The organism is Megamonas sp. (genome assembly GCF_986095205.1).
The window spans coordinates 1-15949 of the sequence record NZ_CFQVBI010000039.1 but is presented as its reverse complement, the minus strand read 5'-3'; the positions used below and the strand labels follow the sequence as shown (position 1 = coordinate 15949).

Below are 15949 nucleotides of genomic sequence, written 5' to 3'. Positions count from 1 at the left end.
GTGCCTCTACGAGCTTGTATTAAAGCGTAGGCAGCTTCTTAATGGTTAATTCACTCCGGCGTTCCTCGGTAATATCCCGATGCTTAAAGATGTAGTGATTAACAGATTCTTGTTTAATGTTATCAAGAAGAAAGTAAGTAAACTCCTTACCATTGAGAACAGTAGTAGTAAGTTTACCAAAAATAGGAAGACCTTCTCTAAAAGGAACAAAATTCTTGAGATCAGCCTTAGCTTGATTCATTTCACGAATTGTACCCGGAATCCAATACTCATTATCGAAACCACTAAATTGATGTTTCGGAATGTTTGTAATAGGAACAGAGATAGGAACAACGAGTTTAGCTTCATTGTTTGCTTCATCTTCTTCACGAACAGCAAGCCACTGATAATGATCTTGACCTTCAAGTTTACTATAAGTAGCTTTCCATTTGCTCTTATGCAAACGATAAAAAGCATTACCATTAGAATTAGCTTCAGATTTTGTTTTACCTTTAGCTTCAACAGTCTTTGCTTCACCACTTGCAACAAGATTCTTTAACGCATCAAAATTCATAACATTAAATAAATCATATTTATCTTTTTCACCAAGAGTTACATCGTTACGATTAACAAGAAGTTCTTCTTTCTCATCATCAATACGAGTAACTAAGAACTTAGAACCGGATTTCTTTTCTTTAACTTTAACAAGTCTTTTGGTAGAATCATACAAACTGTAACGGTCAACAACTTCAAGACTTGTAATAGTGACAGTATCACCACTTTTAAGCATAGAATAAACCGGAGATACTTCACCGTATAGAGGATTACGACCTTCTTTAGTACGAATAAATTCACCAATATAAGATTCTTCTGCACCTTTAGCAAATGTAAGCATAGGAGTAAAAATCTTCTTATAATTCTGATGATTAATGGAAATAGGATTCCCATCAACAATTGCAATCAACTTGATTACAGATTCGCCATAAGTACGAATAGCATCTTCACGAGTCATAGTTTGCTTAGCAAGCTTAATGACTTTACCGTCTTCGAAATAAAACGAAATAATCGCTTCATCGCCATTCATACGGCTAACATAACCAAGATGATCATTGACCAACAAATACATCCCTTGCTTTAAATCAGCAGAGATAAGAGAATAAGTAAGATTTGCTTTCATATTTAAATTTCAATTTTCGTAATCGTAAAAATACCTTTAACACTTTTAGTAATAGCCTTTTTACAATAATCCAACAATTCATTATCTAATGGTTTAGTAAAGTCATATAGTTTAAACTGTTTAGGAAGTGTAACAAGTCTATTATAATTTTCATAACCATCTGTATAATAACAAACAACAGAAATTCGATTCTTAACCGACCATAACTGATTATTATACAGAGTGACAGTTTTGCTACCAATATTAACTTGAGAAGTATCAGCACTCTCATCAATAGATACAATAGTACCATAGATTCCCCTAGAGGTAACAACTCTATCACCAACAACAAAGTCTATTTCAGTCATAATATATACTTTAGTATTAGCATCACTCCATGTAGCATTTCCAGACCCCAGTAGGGAGATAGGACTGGAATGGGGCGGAGCTTAGAGCATACCTTTAAAATCAATAGTAACTACTTTATCATCTTTAACAGAATGAAGAATACAATAATCAAGTTCATTAATTGTACAACCAAAAGCATCTGCAACAGCTTTAGGTAGTGTTTCAATTGCGGCTTCCCATCCACCTTCAACAATTGAAAAGATACCACCTTTATCGCCACGAGATAATGCAAATACACCTTGTCCTTTAAATCTCTCAATATGACCTTTATTAAGCATAACTGTATAACCACAATTTAAGCAGCTATTAACTGTACTTTTAATATTGGTACTAAATTTATGTTCACCACAGCAAGGACAATTATTAGTCATACAATTCTCACGTTCTCTAGTAACAATAAGATTATTATGAATAACTTCAAAAGCTTTTTCTATATCCATTCTGTATAACAATCACAAGGTTTACGACGAGTATATTTATTAGGAGTATTCCATTCTACAGAATCATATTGAATATAATCAGTATCAGGATACATCTTTTCAATAGCAGCTCTCGTCGAAATATCAGTTCCATAAATACGAACATATTTATTTCTAAGTTTCGTAGAACATGGAAATATAAAATAGAAATTACCTTTATCACTTTCATGAATTTCAGAAACTTCTTTATGTGCATCTTCAAATCCACATATATTTGCAATATCAAGTCCGAGTTTTTGCCAATGCTCTTTCTTATCATCAAATATTTCTTGAAATGTACGAGAATTATCATTTGAATTAAGAACTTCATCAACATCTTTAACTTTAAGTCGTAAATCAGCAATCTTAGCTTTATCTCTGAAGACTTTAGCATCTTCAATTGCTTTCTCAACTTTAGTAATAAAATGCTGTGATTTAACATTAGTAAAACCTTTATTAAATATTGCAGGATTGAAATAAATACAAACTAGACAACGAGGGTCATTACCCCTACGCTGCCTAGATTCGCAATTACTGCATTCACCACTCATTATCTCACACCATTACATTGAGCAGTTCGGAATGTAATAGCACCGTCAATTGCAATTGTTTTAATTGTAATCGAAGGCATATCACAAAACAAACTATCAACAACAGTATTCAATATCTTACGAAAGCCATCCCACGGACGAACAGAACGATGAATAGTTTCCCAGCAATAACTGTAAAACATTTCACGTTCTAAACAATCAGCAAGATGTCTATGATCTTTACCGCCTTTATCTAAGTGATAATTAATAGCCTTATCAATATCACTTTGTTGAATAATAAATGTCTTTAGATTTTCCTTTTTCGCCATATAATAAGAAAGATTAATAAATAGATTAATAACTACGTTTGAAACTCAAACATCATAAAGCCTACAAAGATAAGCATTAATTTTGACTTAACCTAATAATCAAACACTTATCTCGGTGATAATGCAATTACAGATGCGTCTTGTAATAGACCTACAACCGAACAAAATGATTCAAGTGTAAATGCAATTAATACTATTCCACCTAAAATGAATAATGATAACACTAATGTTATCATCATTTGAACGTACCAAACCATTTCCATTCGGTGATAATACATATGACCTATTGAATCCACTAAAAACATAACTAATACAATTAGTAATGCTACTGTAAACCATAAAATAATAAAATGTACAATCATTGATTCTCTTGTCTTTTTCTAATTACATTGTTAATAACTCTGAGGATCTTCTTTTCAGCGTTCTTTCTATTTAACGCCCACATGTAAACGCATTTATCCTCGTAAATGACGCTACGTGTCTTCTTAGTACAATCACCTTTAGACGTCCATACTAATTGCTCTTTAACTGTTACTTTTGCGGGTTTTAATTCTCCCGTTTCTGTGTTAAATTGCCATAATGTTGAACCCGGTCTATATTTTATTGAACCTATGTGCTTGTACTCTTGCTGCACTTGCTTTACAAACTCGGTCTTGTCCTTATCTGGAAGCAAGCTAGGTTTAAATATCTCACTGTTCATGCACTTGATAAATGTATTCTATTTTAAATACTACGGCTTTTCCATCTTTACGTCCACCCGGCAAACATCGACACCCTTGACAGTCTTGTAATAACTTTAAATCACATTGTATTGCTGCACATTGGAATGCTCGTAAAGATGATTCTTCTGCATATACCAATGCTTCAAACTTTTTTGTTGTACCTTTTCTTATAAGTGGTACTACGTGTGGTTGATTATCAACTGGCACATACGTGTAGTTTGTTGCATCTACTTTAAATTGAGATAGAAACTCTTTAGAATATTCCATATACTCATACTGTTACGAGTAATGCTGTACCTTGTGGTAAATACAACATCGGTGTTACGTGTAATGGTGTAAACTTCATCTTAGCTGATGATAATATCTTTTTAGCTGTATTAAATGCTGCTGCATCTTTAAATACAACTACTGCGCTATTAGCATCATTGCTACGAATACTAATAACATCCTTAATGGTTGCTTTGTTTACTTGTGCTACTTGTACTTCCATAATTACAATTTATTTAATTAATAACTGTTTGTATCCTTTTATTCTCATTCTTCTAAACGCACGTTCGGATACAGTTAAACCTACGTTAGATAAGTTTAGTCTTGCTAACTTTAATGCTTCTTTATCTTTGAATTTTATTTCTACCTCATTGAGATCTTTTTCTTTCACAAATACAACAGCGATTACTGATGTTGTACATGATTTTGATTTTATTTGTATATACATCTTTTAAGGCATTATTGCGATTATTTGTGTTTGATTAAACTCAAATGTTAATGAAGTCACAAATTCATAGTTTACATTTGCTCCTTTTAATTCATATTCTGCATCATTCTTTGCGCCTAATGATGCGAATGTAACTCGTGTTGTATCAAAGTATGTTTCTATTTTGTCTACTTTAGTTAAACATACACATTCCTTTGATTCAATATCTGATTTTGCACTTGATGCTACTATTACAAACATAAAATTTTGCGTTTACTTTTATTTATAACCGATTTTACCATACCGGAAGTCAGACTTGAAATGCCATTTAAAACGTTTGAATTTGCCTTCTGTGACCTTAATTATATGGAGACAACCGAGAGGTCATCTCCATTAAACAAAGGCTCATTCTCAATATATGGCGGTCAAATCTTTACTATCAGTATTACTAAGAGTATTGCTATTATTGCTAATAACCATATTCTTGTTGCTGCTGAATATCTCTTTTCAGCTTCTAAGTACACTTGAAGTTCATCATCATCCACATAGTCAAATAGATATTTGAAATGTGCTGCTAAGTAAAATACAAATGGTACTAAGAAAAACACTAAACAATACAATATTTCTTCTATCGTATTATGTGTCTTGATATATCTTTTAATTTCTTTGGTTGTGAGAAGTTTCTTTCTCATAATGGTAATGCAATTTAATATTATTCTATATGTATTGCTTTTTCACAATAACTTTCTGTTGGTTCAACATTATACGGATCATATCCCCATATTTCTTGCATACGATTCGTATATTCTTCATAATCTTCTATACAATCATCCTCTTCATCAAAATAATGAAATTGAACATGAGATTCCTCATCAATTTTTATAGGCTTCTTCTCATATTTCTTTTTACGTTCTTCTGATTCGAGATTGTATATATACAAACGGAATAATAGAAATAATATTAATACTACAGCTAAAAATCCTATAAATGCCATAATTATTAAATATTAATATTAATATTACTTACGATGTTTCTCTCGATACTCCAATATTAATGGAGGTACAATTGCTAAAAATATAAACACTAATGCTCCTACTATTTCTTCTGTTGTAAAATAATCTTCCATTTCTAAAGTTATTACTATAGGGATGCTGAATGCTGCTCCTTCCAGTCCTTGTTCCCTATTGGGGATTGGAAAGCTCTACTGATTGTTAAAAGTCTTTACGAATATTTTCTTTGATTCTCTTGATATTACAAGTTTATGTACTAGTGGATATTCTTTTACACTTATTCTTGCGAATTTACAAAAATCTTTGATTTTATTTCTTACTTTATCTGATGTTGCTTTTATTTCTATTGTTTCATCTGATACTACACATTCGGTATCTTTGTGACACAATATTTCCATTGTCACATTATACCTCGTACATACTACAGTTAATCTTATAATCATTATTGATAATATTAAGATTAATACTCATCATCATTTAGTCTCTCTAAAAGCTCCTTTGTTGTTATATTAGATTCTTTTATAGATACTTCTTGTAATTCACTCGGATCTACTATTAATTCTTTTTCATCTACGAATTCTGTTACAGGTATGTTGTTTCTTCTAAGAAACTCTTGTACCCCGTGTCTTGTTCGTGATGATGTTAATTTAAGAACTAATTGGTAATCTACCCATGATATTGATGCTGTTACTGGAACTAACCATTCTGCTTCAATATCAGTTATAACTATTCTTAGAGTTCTCGATGTCATGTTTCCATTGTTCTAATTGATTTTTATACTCTAAGTGATTTATCTCATACTCTTTGTTTCCACTGTCCATTGCAACTGCAATTAAATTTTTATTTAATGTTACAATTGATTGATCAATTTCTGCTGAATACGAGATAAAGTGCTTTGCTTCTCTATGTACTAAGAATAATATTGAATCACTTAAACTATTTGCAATAGCTTTTGTTGCTTTCTGTTTAGTGAATATTAATTCATTTCCATATACTACGAATACATCATAAGTTACTGCTATGACTTCATCTGTTACTCGATCTTTAATATATACTACCATACGTTTAATGTTTTAAATGAAACTAATACTATAAATTCAATGAGATATAGTATTAGTTATAAAACTCAAATAATTAATCTAAAAATATCTAAGTTTACTTCAAATTATATTGATACTAATTCAAAGCATTTTGATATTCGGAATGTTAATGCAAATTGTTTTGAATATGCTTAGGATTTATTGCGGATATTTCTGTGAATATTTCTAAAGCATTTAATAGCACACTGAATACTGCATATTCTACACTCTATACTCTTAATTGTATTCAAATTGTTCTATTCTGCATTAATTATACTAAATATAACATTGATACAATTGTAAATATTAAGAGTTTTGTGAATACTCATTCTGATTCTAATTCAAATAATTCTGATATTCAAGGTTGAGGCTTGCGAGTATTTGAATTAATTCTGAATTTAGTACTAGCGCTTTGAGTCTTTCAACTGTATATATTCTAATGCTTACTCTAAATTCTTTAAAGATTCAGATTCGCATTTTAGAGTATTCTGCAATTACTTCTAGTACTTCGCATATAAATTCGAAGCATCCAAGTGCATCTTTTCTAATTCTAATTCAAAATTCTTTGCATATTGCATTGCTTTGAATTTAGCATTCTGCATTTAATTTGCAAATAGTGCTAATACTTTGCAGATTTTAATTGCATACATTCTAATGCTAATTCAAAACTTTTTATTGCTTTTGGTTCACGGTTTGCAACACTTTGATTTTAATTTGCAGTTACTACTGATATTCTGCATATAAATTCAAAGCTTTTAATTGCATCTTTTCTACAGTTAATTCTAAACTTTTTACGGTTTTTGGTTCTCTGCGTGAAACACTTTGATTTTAATTTGCAGTTACTAGTATAGCTTCGTAGATTCTATTTCCACAAATTTAGATTCTAATTCAAAACTTTTTGTAGCTTTCATTGCTCTGTATTTGACACTCTGAATTTAATTTGCAATACTTAGAAGTCGCATCGCGGTTTTTGAAGACGTTTTTGAAGACGGTATTTCTATTGAAGTTGAAGATGTTGCTACAAATCCCATTTCTACTCCTCATCCTCACTCTCATCCTCACTCTCAACCTCAAATCCAAACTGTCTACATTTCTCCCGTATCCACTCACTAATATTCGGTTCACCTTCCGCCCATTTCGCAGCTTTCTCTTGCAATTCAGCAAATAAATTCTGTCCTAACGCTTCAACTTCTTTAACATATTCCGGGTACATATACTTCTCTAATTTGTCTAATACATCATATACCTTCTGATATTTCTTAGACAATTTCGATTGATCTTCCAAATACCTGTAAATATATAGAAGCTTCGCAAAGTCTTCAAGTTTGAACAACGTCGATACTTCGTAAGCCACTTCCAACGTCTCAACTGTCGGCATTGTTTCACGTGAAACATCAAGATGTTCTTCTGTTAATGCTAAGGCTTCAAGCTGTTTACAGCGTTTAAATTCAAGTATTTCTTTAGTAATATTATCAATGCTTCGAGCATATTCAGATTTACTTAAATCATCTTGCATATCAGCAAGCTTAGCATCAATTATCTTAACATTACGCTTAAATTTTCTAATAACATTATGAGCTAACTCAATGTCATTACTGCATTCAACAATAGCATCATAGAGATTATCTTTAACAACTGGAGAACGATATGTACCTTTTGTACTTAGAGTAAGTGCAAATATATCCGGAAGTGTGACAATCTCCTTATAGTCTTCTCTATCTTTAAGAACGTAATCAAGACGATTAGCTTCAAGATATTGTGTTAAAAATTTACAACTATCTGCATTTGAATTAGAGAATCTTATATTCACTTCATCAGTATTGATGTAAAGTAAATCATAAGAAATATCAACAGTTTGACCTTTATAAATAACGTGTAATTTCATGATCATTAGTCGGATTAATTAAGTAACAAAAAGAAGAGGTAGCACTGAGAGTATACTCAGCACCACCTCACGGAATTTACGCAGCTTCTTCTGCTTGTTCAGTAGCAACAGCTTCAACCGCTTTAGGTTTAACAACAGCTTCACGTTGCTTACGAGCTGTCTCGATGTTCTTGATGAAGCCAGAAACAATATCCGCACCAACACCAAGTTTACCGAATACACCGATAAGACCTAAGCTACCAACATTGTCAGCACCTGCAAAGCTGTTGAATGTTTTCTCGTGATACGTCCATTCTTCGGTATCAGGATCAATATAACCGGTCTCACCTGCGATGTTCTCATCAATGCTGAAGTTCACAACATTACCTGCGAATACAATCGCATTAAGACCGTATTTGTCATACTGATCATTAGTGATGTAAACATCAACAAGTGGAGCACCATTCAGAGGATCAACACGAACAATCCGACAATTATGCCGAAATTTACCTTCTTTAAAGTCATCTTTATTGATCTCTTTAATAGAGATAATTTCACCGATAACTGAACGTCTCACTGGATTCTTTAATTCGTCTGCCATAATTTTAAGTATTAGAATTTCTAGGACGATCACCATGACCGCCAATTACAATAAGGGGTTTAGTCGTGTTGATTAGACGGAGTTTGTAGGGTCTTAAAAAAATAAGAGTAGCACTAATAGCACTACTCTTAACACATTAAGATTCTAATTCATCTAATAATGCCTCAGTAAAAGGATTAATCTCGATAGAATCTTCACCATTAACTTCATAGTAATCACTCATAACTTAATCAAATTTATCAGGTTTAATAATAGATGCAATAGTAATTGCAATTACAACTCCTAATAGAAATCCAATGAACACTTCACCATTAATATTAGATGCAAACCAATCAGCTAAACTCTCAGCAGCTGATAATAAGAAGAGCACCACCAATATGATGATGCACTTTAATAACGTCTTTAATACTCTCATTTGTTTAATTCTTTAAGTTCGTTATACATATCCTTAATACCATGCTTAGCACAAGCAATTAACAAGTTAATATCATTAGTCTTAACAACATCCACTACTTGCTTGTGTGTAGTCGTGTGAAACTTCACCTCTTCATTGATGTCTTCATCATCAATATACTGAGTAACATCAGCAATGCAATCTTTATAGACTACATCAATGATCTTACCAACAAGACCATCAATCTTATCAAAGATCTTCTTACCAATGAACAAACGTTCAATAGTATTACCTTCTAGATCATTACAATCAATCAGATAACGATCTTGATAATCTTCTGTGTCTTTAAGAACAGCAATTGCATTCAATACGATTGCACTCATCTTCTTAACTTCAGGAGCATTAATCATTGTATTCATAAGATAGATACGATTCACCTTAGCATCGTGAGGTTCAAAATTAATATTTATTTTAATTAAATCCATGCTATCAAGCGGAGATAGTCGTGAGGTAATAGAAATTGTAACTGCAACATCTCTATGGAAAATTGCAGTTCCAATTCGGAAAATCATTCCTCATGAATCATCGACGGGGGCATTCCCCCCAAGCATTATAAGGGGGTGCTGTCGTATAAGGAGGTCCCCATACATAGCCTCTCACAATCGATATAAAACCAAGCAACAGAGTCACTAAAAATTTTAGAATTAATAATTGTAATAACAATAGAAAATGTTTTAGAATTTGCAATAAAAGAATCATGAGAATAAACCATGCAATAGAGCTAATAGAAGTCTTAGAATTATCGCCACCAAAATCAATAGAAATTCCATAAGAATCAAAATTAAAAATTGCATTACTAAAAGTCTTAAAATAACCAATAATAAAATCTAGAGAGTGTCTGCAATAAATTGCAATAAAATAAGTCCCCGCACACAGACTTTCACGCCCGACCTAAAGCTGAGCAACACCATCTTCAAAACTATTGAAATAGCCATCATCAAAAGCCTTAGAATTATCAAAACCAAAACCAACAGAAGCACCGTAAGATTCAAAGTTACAAATAGTGCCACTAAAAGTTCAAGAACAACTAATAGAAATGTAAATAGAAAATGCCTTATAATTTGCAATAAAAGAACAATGAGAACAAGCCAGTGTAATAAAAGTTGCAATGTGAATTAAATTAATCGCCCCGACACTATGCAGAATACTTTAAATAATTGCGATATTAAAAGAATTAGAATAAGCACTTGAATCACTCTGTGTACAAATCCGAGTATTAGAATTTGCAATGTGAATTGAATAAGAAGCCCTGCTAATATTCAAAGTAATTTGAGTAATACTAAAAGCATACTCAATATAATCTGCATTAGCTTTAAGATTAATTAGAGTAACATTAATACAATCAGCACAAGCATCACCAAAATTCAGTATATAATTTGCCAAAAATGTAAGCCGAAATGTGGTAACGTTGATTCTATTACAGATAATATTACAAGTAATATCAGAGTTACTCTAAGTAGTAATAGTATTAATACTACCGGTATTTATGATAGCTTTGATGAGCTTTGTAATCCCCAGTAGGGAAATGGGTGTGGAAGGAGCAACACCTTGCTATTACTCATAGTTATTCTAATATTACTAAAGATACTTCTACCACTGCAAAACTTATGAATATTACTCATGCTTATTCAAAATACATTGAAGATGCTTATACTAACTCTTATAATACGGGTGATGATGCGGATGCTCCGCGCGTCACCAGTCCTTCTTCCCTACTGGGGTCTGCTGATCGTTACAAAGCTCCGAGAGTTGGTAGTTGCAAAGCTATTCAAGATACTATTGTTACTCTAAGTATTACAGATGCTTTTCGTAGCTTTGTTACATTTTGCATTGAGCGGGGTGGAACTCCTATATATACTCTAAGTTTACTTAATGTTACTCTAAGTATTACTAAAGATACTTAAAGGAACTTAGAAGGGCATATACTTACTAAAGATAATACTATTATATTTAAAGCTACTTTAAGTAGCTTCGGGGTGCTTTGTAAAGGAGAAAAGAGGGAGGAAAAGAGAGGGAGAGAAAAGGGGAGAAAAGAGGGGGACTATAGGGGGTAATAAGAGGGGATATGAGTAGGTGAGTATTGGTGGGTGATAAGAGGTTTATTTGAATATAATTAAAATACATATTACGGACGGACGAATTTGAAGTAGTAATACTGTCATTGATATTACCTTTGGTAATCTTTATATATATCCTTATATATATCGCAAAACTCTGCATAGCGCACACGTGCGTGCGTGTATATAGACAAAGGTATGAATGTGGTAGTACTGCGAATGCTTTGCATATTGATTCGAAGCATTTAGAAGAACAAGGCACTGCGTGCGTGGCTGCAAATCCGGGTGAAGACGCTAGTACTATTGAGATTTCTATTGAATATTGCCTTTGAAACAGAAAAATATAAGGTTTAGAAAAAGATATTCAAGTAATCCCTTGTAATATCTAATTTATTCATATCTTTGTGAGTGACCTTTTACTCATAATGAAGTCGGGAGTACTGACTAATGCTGTAACTGAAAATATCTCTGCTATTGTTGGTACTCCTATTTTTACTAATGGTAATTCTGTTACTCTCATTTTATACTTTGTTTCACATTGAGGACGTGTTGGATAAAGGTTTTCTGTTTTTGTCATTTGCACTTTTGAAGACCGTCCTCCTTTTAAACCTACTACTATGTACACTGTTACAGTAAGTAATACTTTAATTGTTTATAATATTACCTTTTATACTGACGCAGGTCTTTGTAGAGGTTATGAGATTGTGCCTATTAACATTGATTATCTTATAAAGTAAATTATTTAAACTATGGATTCAATTCAAACTAAAATCGAAGCTATTAAAGTTGATAAGAATAATCTTAAAACAGCTTGTGTTGCGCCGAATTCTCTTTGTAATATTAAGGTTGGCGAAGGTCGAGTTATTATTGCAAATCAATATAAGATGTCTCCGCTTGAAGTAACTGATATTATGAAAGTTGATAGAGAAGTTCCTAAAGCTACTTATTGTATTGCTATTCCTGACAATGTCCTACCGGATATGCTCGGTCGTGAAGTTGTTCTTGATATGTCTTATGGTGGCAAAGGTGTACCTCTAAGTCATAAGATTAAAAATCTTGACAAAAAGCTTATTGATGTTCTTGGTGGTGATGATAACTTTAGAGTTGTCGAAAATCGTCCGGGTCTTAAAGATCGTAGTAAGCTTATTGTTGGTGAAGATGGTAAAGTTGAATTTTGGGAATGTAATCTTATTTCTCTTAATCAAATTGGTGGTGTGATTTATTAATCCAATTCTGTTATGGCTAAAGGCGCTAGGTTATTTCCTCTTCAAGTCACGAGACTTTATGAGAGAATGGTTGCAGTTGTAGATCGTAAAAGAAAGGAACCTACTAAGATGTATTATAAGACCAAAAAAGGTCGTCATTTTATTGAACGTTATACTCCCGAACAGATTTGGTGTAGAGACTTTCTTACATTTATTCGTAATAAAGAAGATTTTGAACGTTTTCTAAATGATATTGCAGATAGTCAGTGGATGTCTATTCTTACTGCAATGCAACGTGTGGATAGAGAGATTGAAATACCTTCCTTTGGTAAACATTGGATTCATCCTGAAACTTACGATATTTATGCCGAATGTGGTTTTGATTTTAATAAGATGACTTCTTTACCACATGAATATATGAAAGAACGTCACAAAGCGTTCTATGAACGATTACGAAAGAAGCTATTCCTTAAACTTACTGATAAAGCAGCTTATGACGCAGATTATACCCAGAGACTTGCCGATCTTCTTCGACGAGGAAAAGCATAAATATACTGACGCTCTTGATAGAGAGTATATATCTACTACTACTATTATTGGTAAGTTTGTAGAACAAAAGGATTGGAAAGCTATTGCTGAAGCTTGTGCTAATATTGGTAGTCGTCCTGTTCCTCCTACTCATAGAAATTATAGTAAATATATTCGATATAGAGGTAAGACTGTTAAACAGATTCTTGCTGAATGGAAGATTGAAACTGAAAAGGCTTGTGCTAAGGGAACTGAAAAGCATAATTTCCTAGAACAATGTGTGAAAAGATGTAACAACTACTATTTAAATGCGAATGGTTTTATTGATGGTCGTATTTACACAATAGATGATATTATAAGAACTCATAGTTATGGCAGACTCGATCTCGATTATTTTCGAGTTGTTGGTATTGCTGATAGGTATCCTCAAATTTACAAGTTTATTAAGGATATGACTTCTATGGGATTTGAGATCTATGCTGAGATTGGTGTTTATCATCCAGAATATTTGATTTCAGGTCTTGTTGATATTCTATTTGTTAAAGGAGATGAGTTCTTTATTCTTGATTGGAAAACTAATAAAGCACCTATTCGATTTGAAGGTGGATATTGGGCTAAGAAAGCAGATGGTACTATTGACTTAGATAAGTACATTGTTACTAATGAGACTATGTTGTTTCCTATAAATCATTTACAGGATTCTACTGGTATTCATTATTCTCTTCAATTAAGTATGTATGATTATCTGATTGAACAATGGGGCTTTAAATGTCTTGGTAATATGCTTTGTCATATTAGGACTATTGAGAATCCTTTGATTCCTGATGATATGCCGCATGAAGAGGTTATTACTTTTGTTGATATTAAATACCTTAAAGCTGAGGTTAAAGCCATTTGTGATTATAGACTTGCTCAATTAAATAAAGAACGTAAAGCAAATACCAATTTGTTTAATTATAATATCAAGTAACTATGAGTGAATTAACGAATGCTTTAATTACTTATGGTGACGTCATAGCTAAGACTAATATTGACGTTCTTCGTAAGATTGCTAAAGTTCATGACTTTGCTATCTTTGATAAAGGTAACTACAATCTGAACATTTGGGGTATTAGATGTAACACTGTTGATACAGGTACATTTAATGATCTTCTTCTCGTATTCTACAAAGCTAATGATGCCAATCCTAAAATGAATGGTAAATGGACTTATGATTGGTTTTCAATAACTACTGATCCTTCTGATTTGAATTTGATTAAACCTATAAATTCTAAAGGTTGTGCTATTCTAAAAGAAGGTCAATTCAGAGATGCATTTAAAGTTGGAAAGCATAAAGGTGATTATCCTGCGCTTGTTCAAGTTAAACCTCTTCCACTTTATCGTGATAATAACCGAGATAATAAACTTGATTTATCTGGTCGTATTAGTTACGAAATGGCAGGTATTAATATACATCGTGCTTCTAAGTGGAAAATTATTCGTACTATCGGTCTTTATTCTGCCGGTTGTCAAGTCTTTGAATCTGTTAGAGATTATGAAGATAAATTTATGCCATTGGTAAATAAGGCTAAAGATTTATATGGTAATTCTTTTACTTATACTCTTACTAACATTAAAGAGTTCGAGTTATGAAGATAGATTTTAAGGGGGTGTTAATAGCACTCCTTTTTTTGGCTCTATGTCTTACTAATATTATTCAATGTAATGAAGAAGAACGAATACCGACAACTGATATTCCTTATCATACTTTGGATTCTCTTGGTAGGGTTATTTCTGCTTTGGAGAATTATGCTATAAAACAAGAACGTCTTATAGATAGTCTCAAAGCTAATACAAATAAAACTATAATTAAATATGAAACAGATATTAAGAACTTCTCTGATGTTTATGTTGTTTCTGATGATAGCATCGCTCGATATATACGGCAGAGAATTGAAAGTCTCTAAAGATACTGTTATTACATATACTCTTGAAGATAATCGTAAAATTGCAATTCTCCTTAAACAAGGTGAATATGATGCAGCTTTATGTAAATCTTTAAAGAGCATTATTGTTAAGCAAGATACTCTTATTGATGGTTTGAAACATACTCTTTATACTCTTACGAATCAAGCGAACGTTTATAAGCAATCTATTGTTGAACTAGAAAAGAGTAATAAAGATATGATTAAAGATCTTAAGAAGTATATGCGTCGTTCTGCTAAGTGGGCTAAGATCGGTGGTGTTTCTATTGGTCTTAATGTTATGTTTCTAACTTTATTGATTCTAATATGAAAACAGTTTTTCTTAATCCTTTTCTTCCTACTGATTTAAATGAGAAAGTAACATCTGTCAGTTTTAAGATTGGTTTTTTTGATTATATAGCTAAATACGCTAATGTCAAAACAACCGAAATTGATTTTGATAAACGTATCATACAAATCAATGATGATTTAGATTTAACTGCATCTCTTAGAGAACTTGTTAGAGCATTCTTTATTATTGTTGCTTATGAGCTTAATTTAAATGCTGAGTTTCCTAATGGCAAAAAAGCTCATCTTGATGATATTGCAATGGCTCATTTGAGTTTCTTATTTACTCATTGGTGGGATGATTCTACTTTTGATTGGGAATATAATACTGATTATCCTAAGAGTTTTAAGGTTGGTTCAGTTATCTATAGAGTCTATAATATGACTGAGGTTTCTTATCAATCTACTCAAGGGATACAATATGGAGTTTCTGATCATGTTCTAGGTTTAGTTTATATTATACTTAGAGACAGAAGTAAAGATATTCCTAGTTCTATAAGAACTCAAACGTTTTGGCATGAGTATGTTCACTGTTTATTCGTTCAAGCTAATGAAGATTATGCGAATGATATTGAATATGTTGT

General features: G+C 32.1%; 28 protein-coding genes. 10 read left to right on the top strand and 18 right to left on the bottom strand.

The annotated features are described in order from the left end of the window. Positions 1-19: 19 nt before the first annotated feature. From AC5LAX_RS05660 to AC5LAX_RS05610, 11 genes are all read right to left on the bottom strand, one after another. Entirely contained in the window at positions 20-1156 is a 1137-nt protein-coding gene (locus AC5LAX_RS05660; protein ID WP_493263747.1) for a hypothetical protein, read from the bottom strand. A gap of 2 nt (positions 1157-1158) precedes the next feature. Continuing rightward, a complete protein-coding gene (locus AC5LAX_RS05655) occupies positions 1159-1503 on the bottom strand; it encodes a hypothetical protein (protein ID WP_493263746.1) in 345 nt (114 codons plus the stop codon). A gap of 81 nt (positions 1504-1584) precedes the next feature. Beyond that, positions 1585-1983, bottom strand: coding sequence for a hypothetical protein (locus AC5LAX_RS05650; protein ID WP_493263745.1), 399 nt, complete (start codon positions 1981-1983; stop codon positions 1585-1587). Next, positions 1974-2552, bottom strand: a complete 579-nt coding sequence (locus AC5LAX_RS05645) for a hypothetical protein (RefSeq protein WP_493263744.1) — start codon at positions 2550-2552, stop codon at positions 1974-1976. Before AC5LAX_RS05645 ends, AC5LAX_RS05650 begins: the two co-directional genes overlap by 10 nt. Next, complete coding sequence (locus AC5LAX_RS05640) at positions 2552-2860, bottom strand: hypothetical protein (protein WP_493263743.1); 309 nt, start codon at positions 2858-2860, stop codon at positions 2552-2554. Before AC5LAX_RS05640 ends, AC5LAX_RS05645 begins: the two co-directional genes overlap by 1 nt. A gap of 107 nt (positions 2861-2967) precedes the next feature. Continuing rightward, positions 2968-3117 carry a hypothetical protein gene (locus AC5LAX_RS05635; protein WP_493263742.1) on the bottom strand — a complete coding sequence of 50 codons (150 nt, stop codon included), beginning with the start codon at positions 3115-3117 and terminating at the stop codon, positions 2968-2970. Positions 3118-3218: 101 nt separating this feature from the next. Beyond that, complete coding sequence (locus AC5LAX_RS05630; RefSeq protein ID WP_493263741.1) at positions 3219-3560, bottom strand: hypothetical protein; 342 nt, start codon at positions 3558-3560, stop codon at positions 3219-3221. Beyond that, on the bottom strand, positions 3550-3789 hold the full coding sequence (locus AC5LAX_RS05625; protein WP_493263740.1) for a hypothetical protein: 240 nt from the start codon (positions 3787-3789) through the stop codon (positions 3550-3552). The genes AC5LAX_RS05630 and AC5LAX_RS05625 overlap by 11 nt, the downstream gene beginning before the upstream one ends. A 64-nt stretch (positions 3790-3853) precedes the next feature. After that, positions 3854-4072: a hypothetical protein gene (locus tag AC5LAX_RS05620; protein WP_493263739.1), complete on the bottom strand. Its 219-nt coding sequence runs from the start codon at positions 4070-4072 to the stop codon at positions 3854-3856. Between the two features lie 9 nt (positions 4073-4081). Continuing rightward, a complete protein-coding gene (locus AC5LAX_RS05615; RefSeq protein ID WP_493263738.1) occupies positions 4082-4240 on the bottom strand; it encodes a hypothetical protein in 159 nt (52 codons plus the stop codon). 60 nt (positions 4241-4300) lie between these two features. Then, positions 4301-4537 carry a hypothetical protein gene (locus AC5LAX_RS05610; RefSeq protein WP_493263737.1) on the bottom strand — a complete coding sequence of 79 codons (237 nt, stop codon included), beginning with the start codon at positions 4535-4537 and terminating at the stop codon, positions 4301-4303. A gap of 60 nt (positions 4538-4597) precedes the next feature. On the opposite strand from AC5LAX_RS05610, the gene AC5LAX_RS05605 reads away from it, so the two are divergent. Further along, positions 4598-4804, top strand: a complete 207-nt coding sequence (locus AC5LAX_RS05605; protein ID WP_493263736.1) for a hypothetical protein — start codon at positions 4598-4600, stop codon at positions 4802-4804. A 184-nt stretch (positions 4805-4988) separates the two neighbouring features. Here AC5LAX_RS05605 and AC5LAX_RS05600 read toward each other — a convergent pair whose 3' ends face one another. After that, positions 4989-5270 (bottom strand): hypothetical protein, encoded by a 282-nt coding sequence (locus AC5LAX_RS05600; protein ID WP_493263735.1) that lies wholly within the window; start codon positions 5268-5270, stop codon positions 4989-4991. Positions 5271-5484: 214 nt separating this feature from the next. Between AC5LAX_RS05600 and AC5LAX_RS05595 the strand changes: the two genes are divergently transcribed. Next, positions 5485-5670, top strand: a complete 186-nt coding sequence (locus AC5LAX_RS05595) for a hypothetical protein (protein WP_493263734.1) — start codon at positions 5485-5487, stop codon at positions 5668-5670. A 76-nt stretch (positions 5671-5746) separates the two neighbouring features. Here AC5LAX_RS05595 and AC5LAX_RS05590 read toward each other — a convergent pair whose 3' ends face one another. The 6 genes from AC5LAX_RS05590 to AC5LAX_RS05565 form a co-directional block, all read right to left on the bottom strand. Then, positions 5747-6037, bottom strand: coding sequence for a hypothetical protein (locus AC5LAX_RS05590; protein WP_493263733.1), 291 nt, complete (start codon positions 6035-6037; stop codon positions 5747-5749). Further along, the gene (locus AC5LAX_RS05585; RefSeq protein ID WP_493263732.1) at positions 6003-6347 is read right to left on the bottom strand and encodes a hypothetical protein; all 345 of its coding nucleotides are present in this window, start codon (positions 6345-6347) and stop codon (positions 6003-6005) included. Before AC5LAX_RS05585 ends, AC5LAX_RS05590 begins: the two co-directional genes overlap by 35 nt. A gap of 1051 nt (positions 6348-7398) precedes the next feature. Next, the gene (locus AC5LAX_RS05580) at positions 7399-8250 is read right to left on the bottom strand and encodes a hypothetical protein (RefSeq protein WP_493263731.1); all 852 of its coding nucleotides are present in this window, start codon (positions 8248-8250) and stop codon (positions 7399-7401) included. A 76-nt stretch (positions 8251-8326) separates the two neighbouring features. Further along, entirely contained in the window at positions 8327-8830 is a 504-nt protein-coding gene (locus tag AC5LAX_RS05575; protein WP_493263730.1) for a hypothetical protein, read from the bottom strand. Between the two features lie 226 nt (positions 8831-9056). Beyond that, positions 9057-9245, bottom strand: a complete 189-nt coding sequence (locus AC5LAX_RS05570) for a hypothetical protein (protein ID WP_493263729.1) — start codon at positions 9243-9245, stop codon at positions 9057-9059. Next, positions 9242-9796: a hypothetical protein gene (locus AC5LAX_RS05565; protein ID WP_493263728.1), complete on the bottom strand. Its 555-nt coding sequence runs from the start codon at positions 9794-9796 to the stop codon at positions 9242-9244. The genes AC5LAX_RS05570 and AC5LAX_RS05565 overlap by 4 nt, the downstream gene beginning before the upstream one ends. A 1017-nt stretch (positions 9797-10813) precedes the next feature. On the opposite strand from AC5LAX_RS05565, the gene AC5LAX_RS05560 reads away from it, so the two are divergent. The 8 genes from AC5LAX_RS05560 to AC5LAX_RS05525 all read left to right on the top strand — a co-directional run. Then, entirely contained in the window at positions 10814-11188 is a 375-nt protein-coding gene (locus AC5LAX_RS05560) for a hypothetical protein (RefSeq protein ID WP_493263727.1), read from the top strand. 902 nt (positions 11189-12090) lie between these two features. Beyond that, positions 12091-12567 (top strand): hypothetical protein, encoded by a 477-nt coding sequence (locus tag AC5LAX_RS05555; RefSeq protein ID WP_493263726.1) that lies wholly within the window; start codon positions 12091-12093, stop codon positions 12565-12567. A gap of 108 nt (positions 12568-12675) precedes the next feature. Then, entirely contained in the window at positions 12676-13095 is a 420-nt protein-coding gene (locus tag AC5LAX_RS05550) for a hypothetical protein (RefSeq protein WP_493263725.1), read from the top strand. Next, positions 13040-14044 carry a hypothetical protein gene (locus AC5LAX_RS05545; protein ID WP_493263724.1) on the top strand — a complete coding sequence of 335 codons (1005 nt, stop codon included), beginning with the start codon at positions 13040-13042 and terminating at the stop codon, positions 14042-14044. Before AC5LAX_RS05550 ends, AC5LAX_RS05545 begins: the two co-directional genes overlap by 56 nt. Before the next feature lie 2 nt (positions 14045-14046). Continuing rightward, positions 14047-14706 (top strand): hypothetical protein, encoded by a 660-nt coding sequence (locus AC5LAX_RS05540; protein WP_493263723.1) that lies wholly within the window; start codon positions 14047-14049, stop codon positions 14704-14706. A 38-nt stretch (positions 14707-14744) separates the two neighbouring features. After that, complete coding sequence (locus AC5LAX_RS05535) at positions 14745-15020, top strand: hypothetical protein (RefSeq protein WP_493263722.1); 276 nt, start codon at positions 14745-14747, stop codon at positions 15018-15020. After that, positions 14974-15348 carry a hypothetical protein gene (locus tag AC5LAX_RS05530; protein ID WP_493263721.1) on the top strand — a complete coding sequence of 125 codons (375 nt, stop codon included), beginning with the start codon at positions 14974-14976 and terminating at the stop codon, positions 15346-15348. Before AC5LAX_RS05535 ends, AC5LAX_RS05530 begins: the two co-directional genes overlap by 47 nt. Then, the coding region (locus AC5LAX_RS05525) for a hypothetical protein (protein ID WP_493263720.1) at positions 15345-15949 on the top strand (605 nt) is incomplete at its 3' end. The genes AC5LAX_RS05530 and AC5LAX_RS05525, both read left to right, overlap by 4 nt.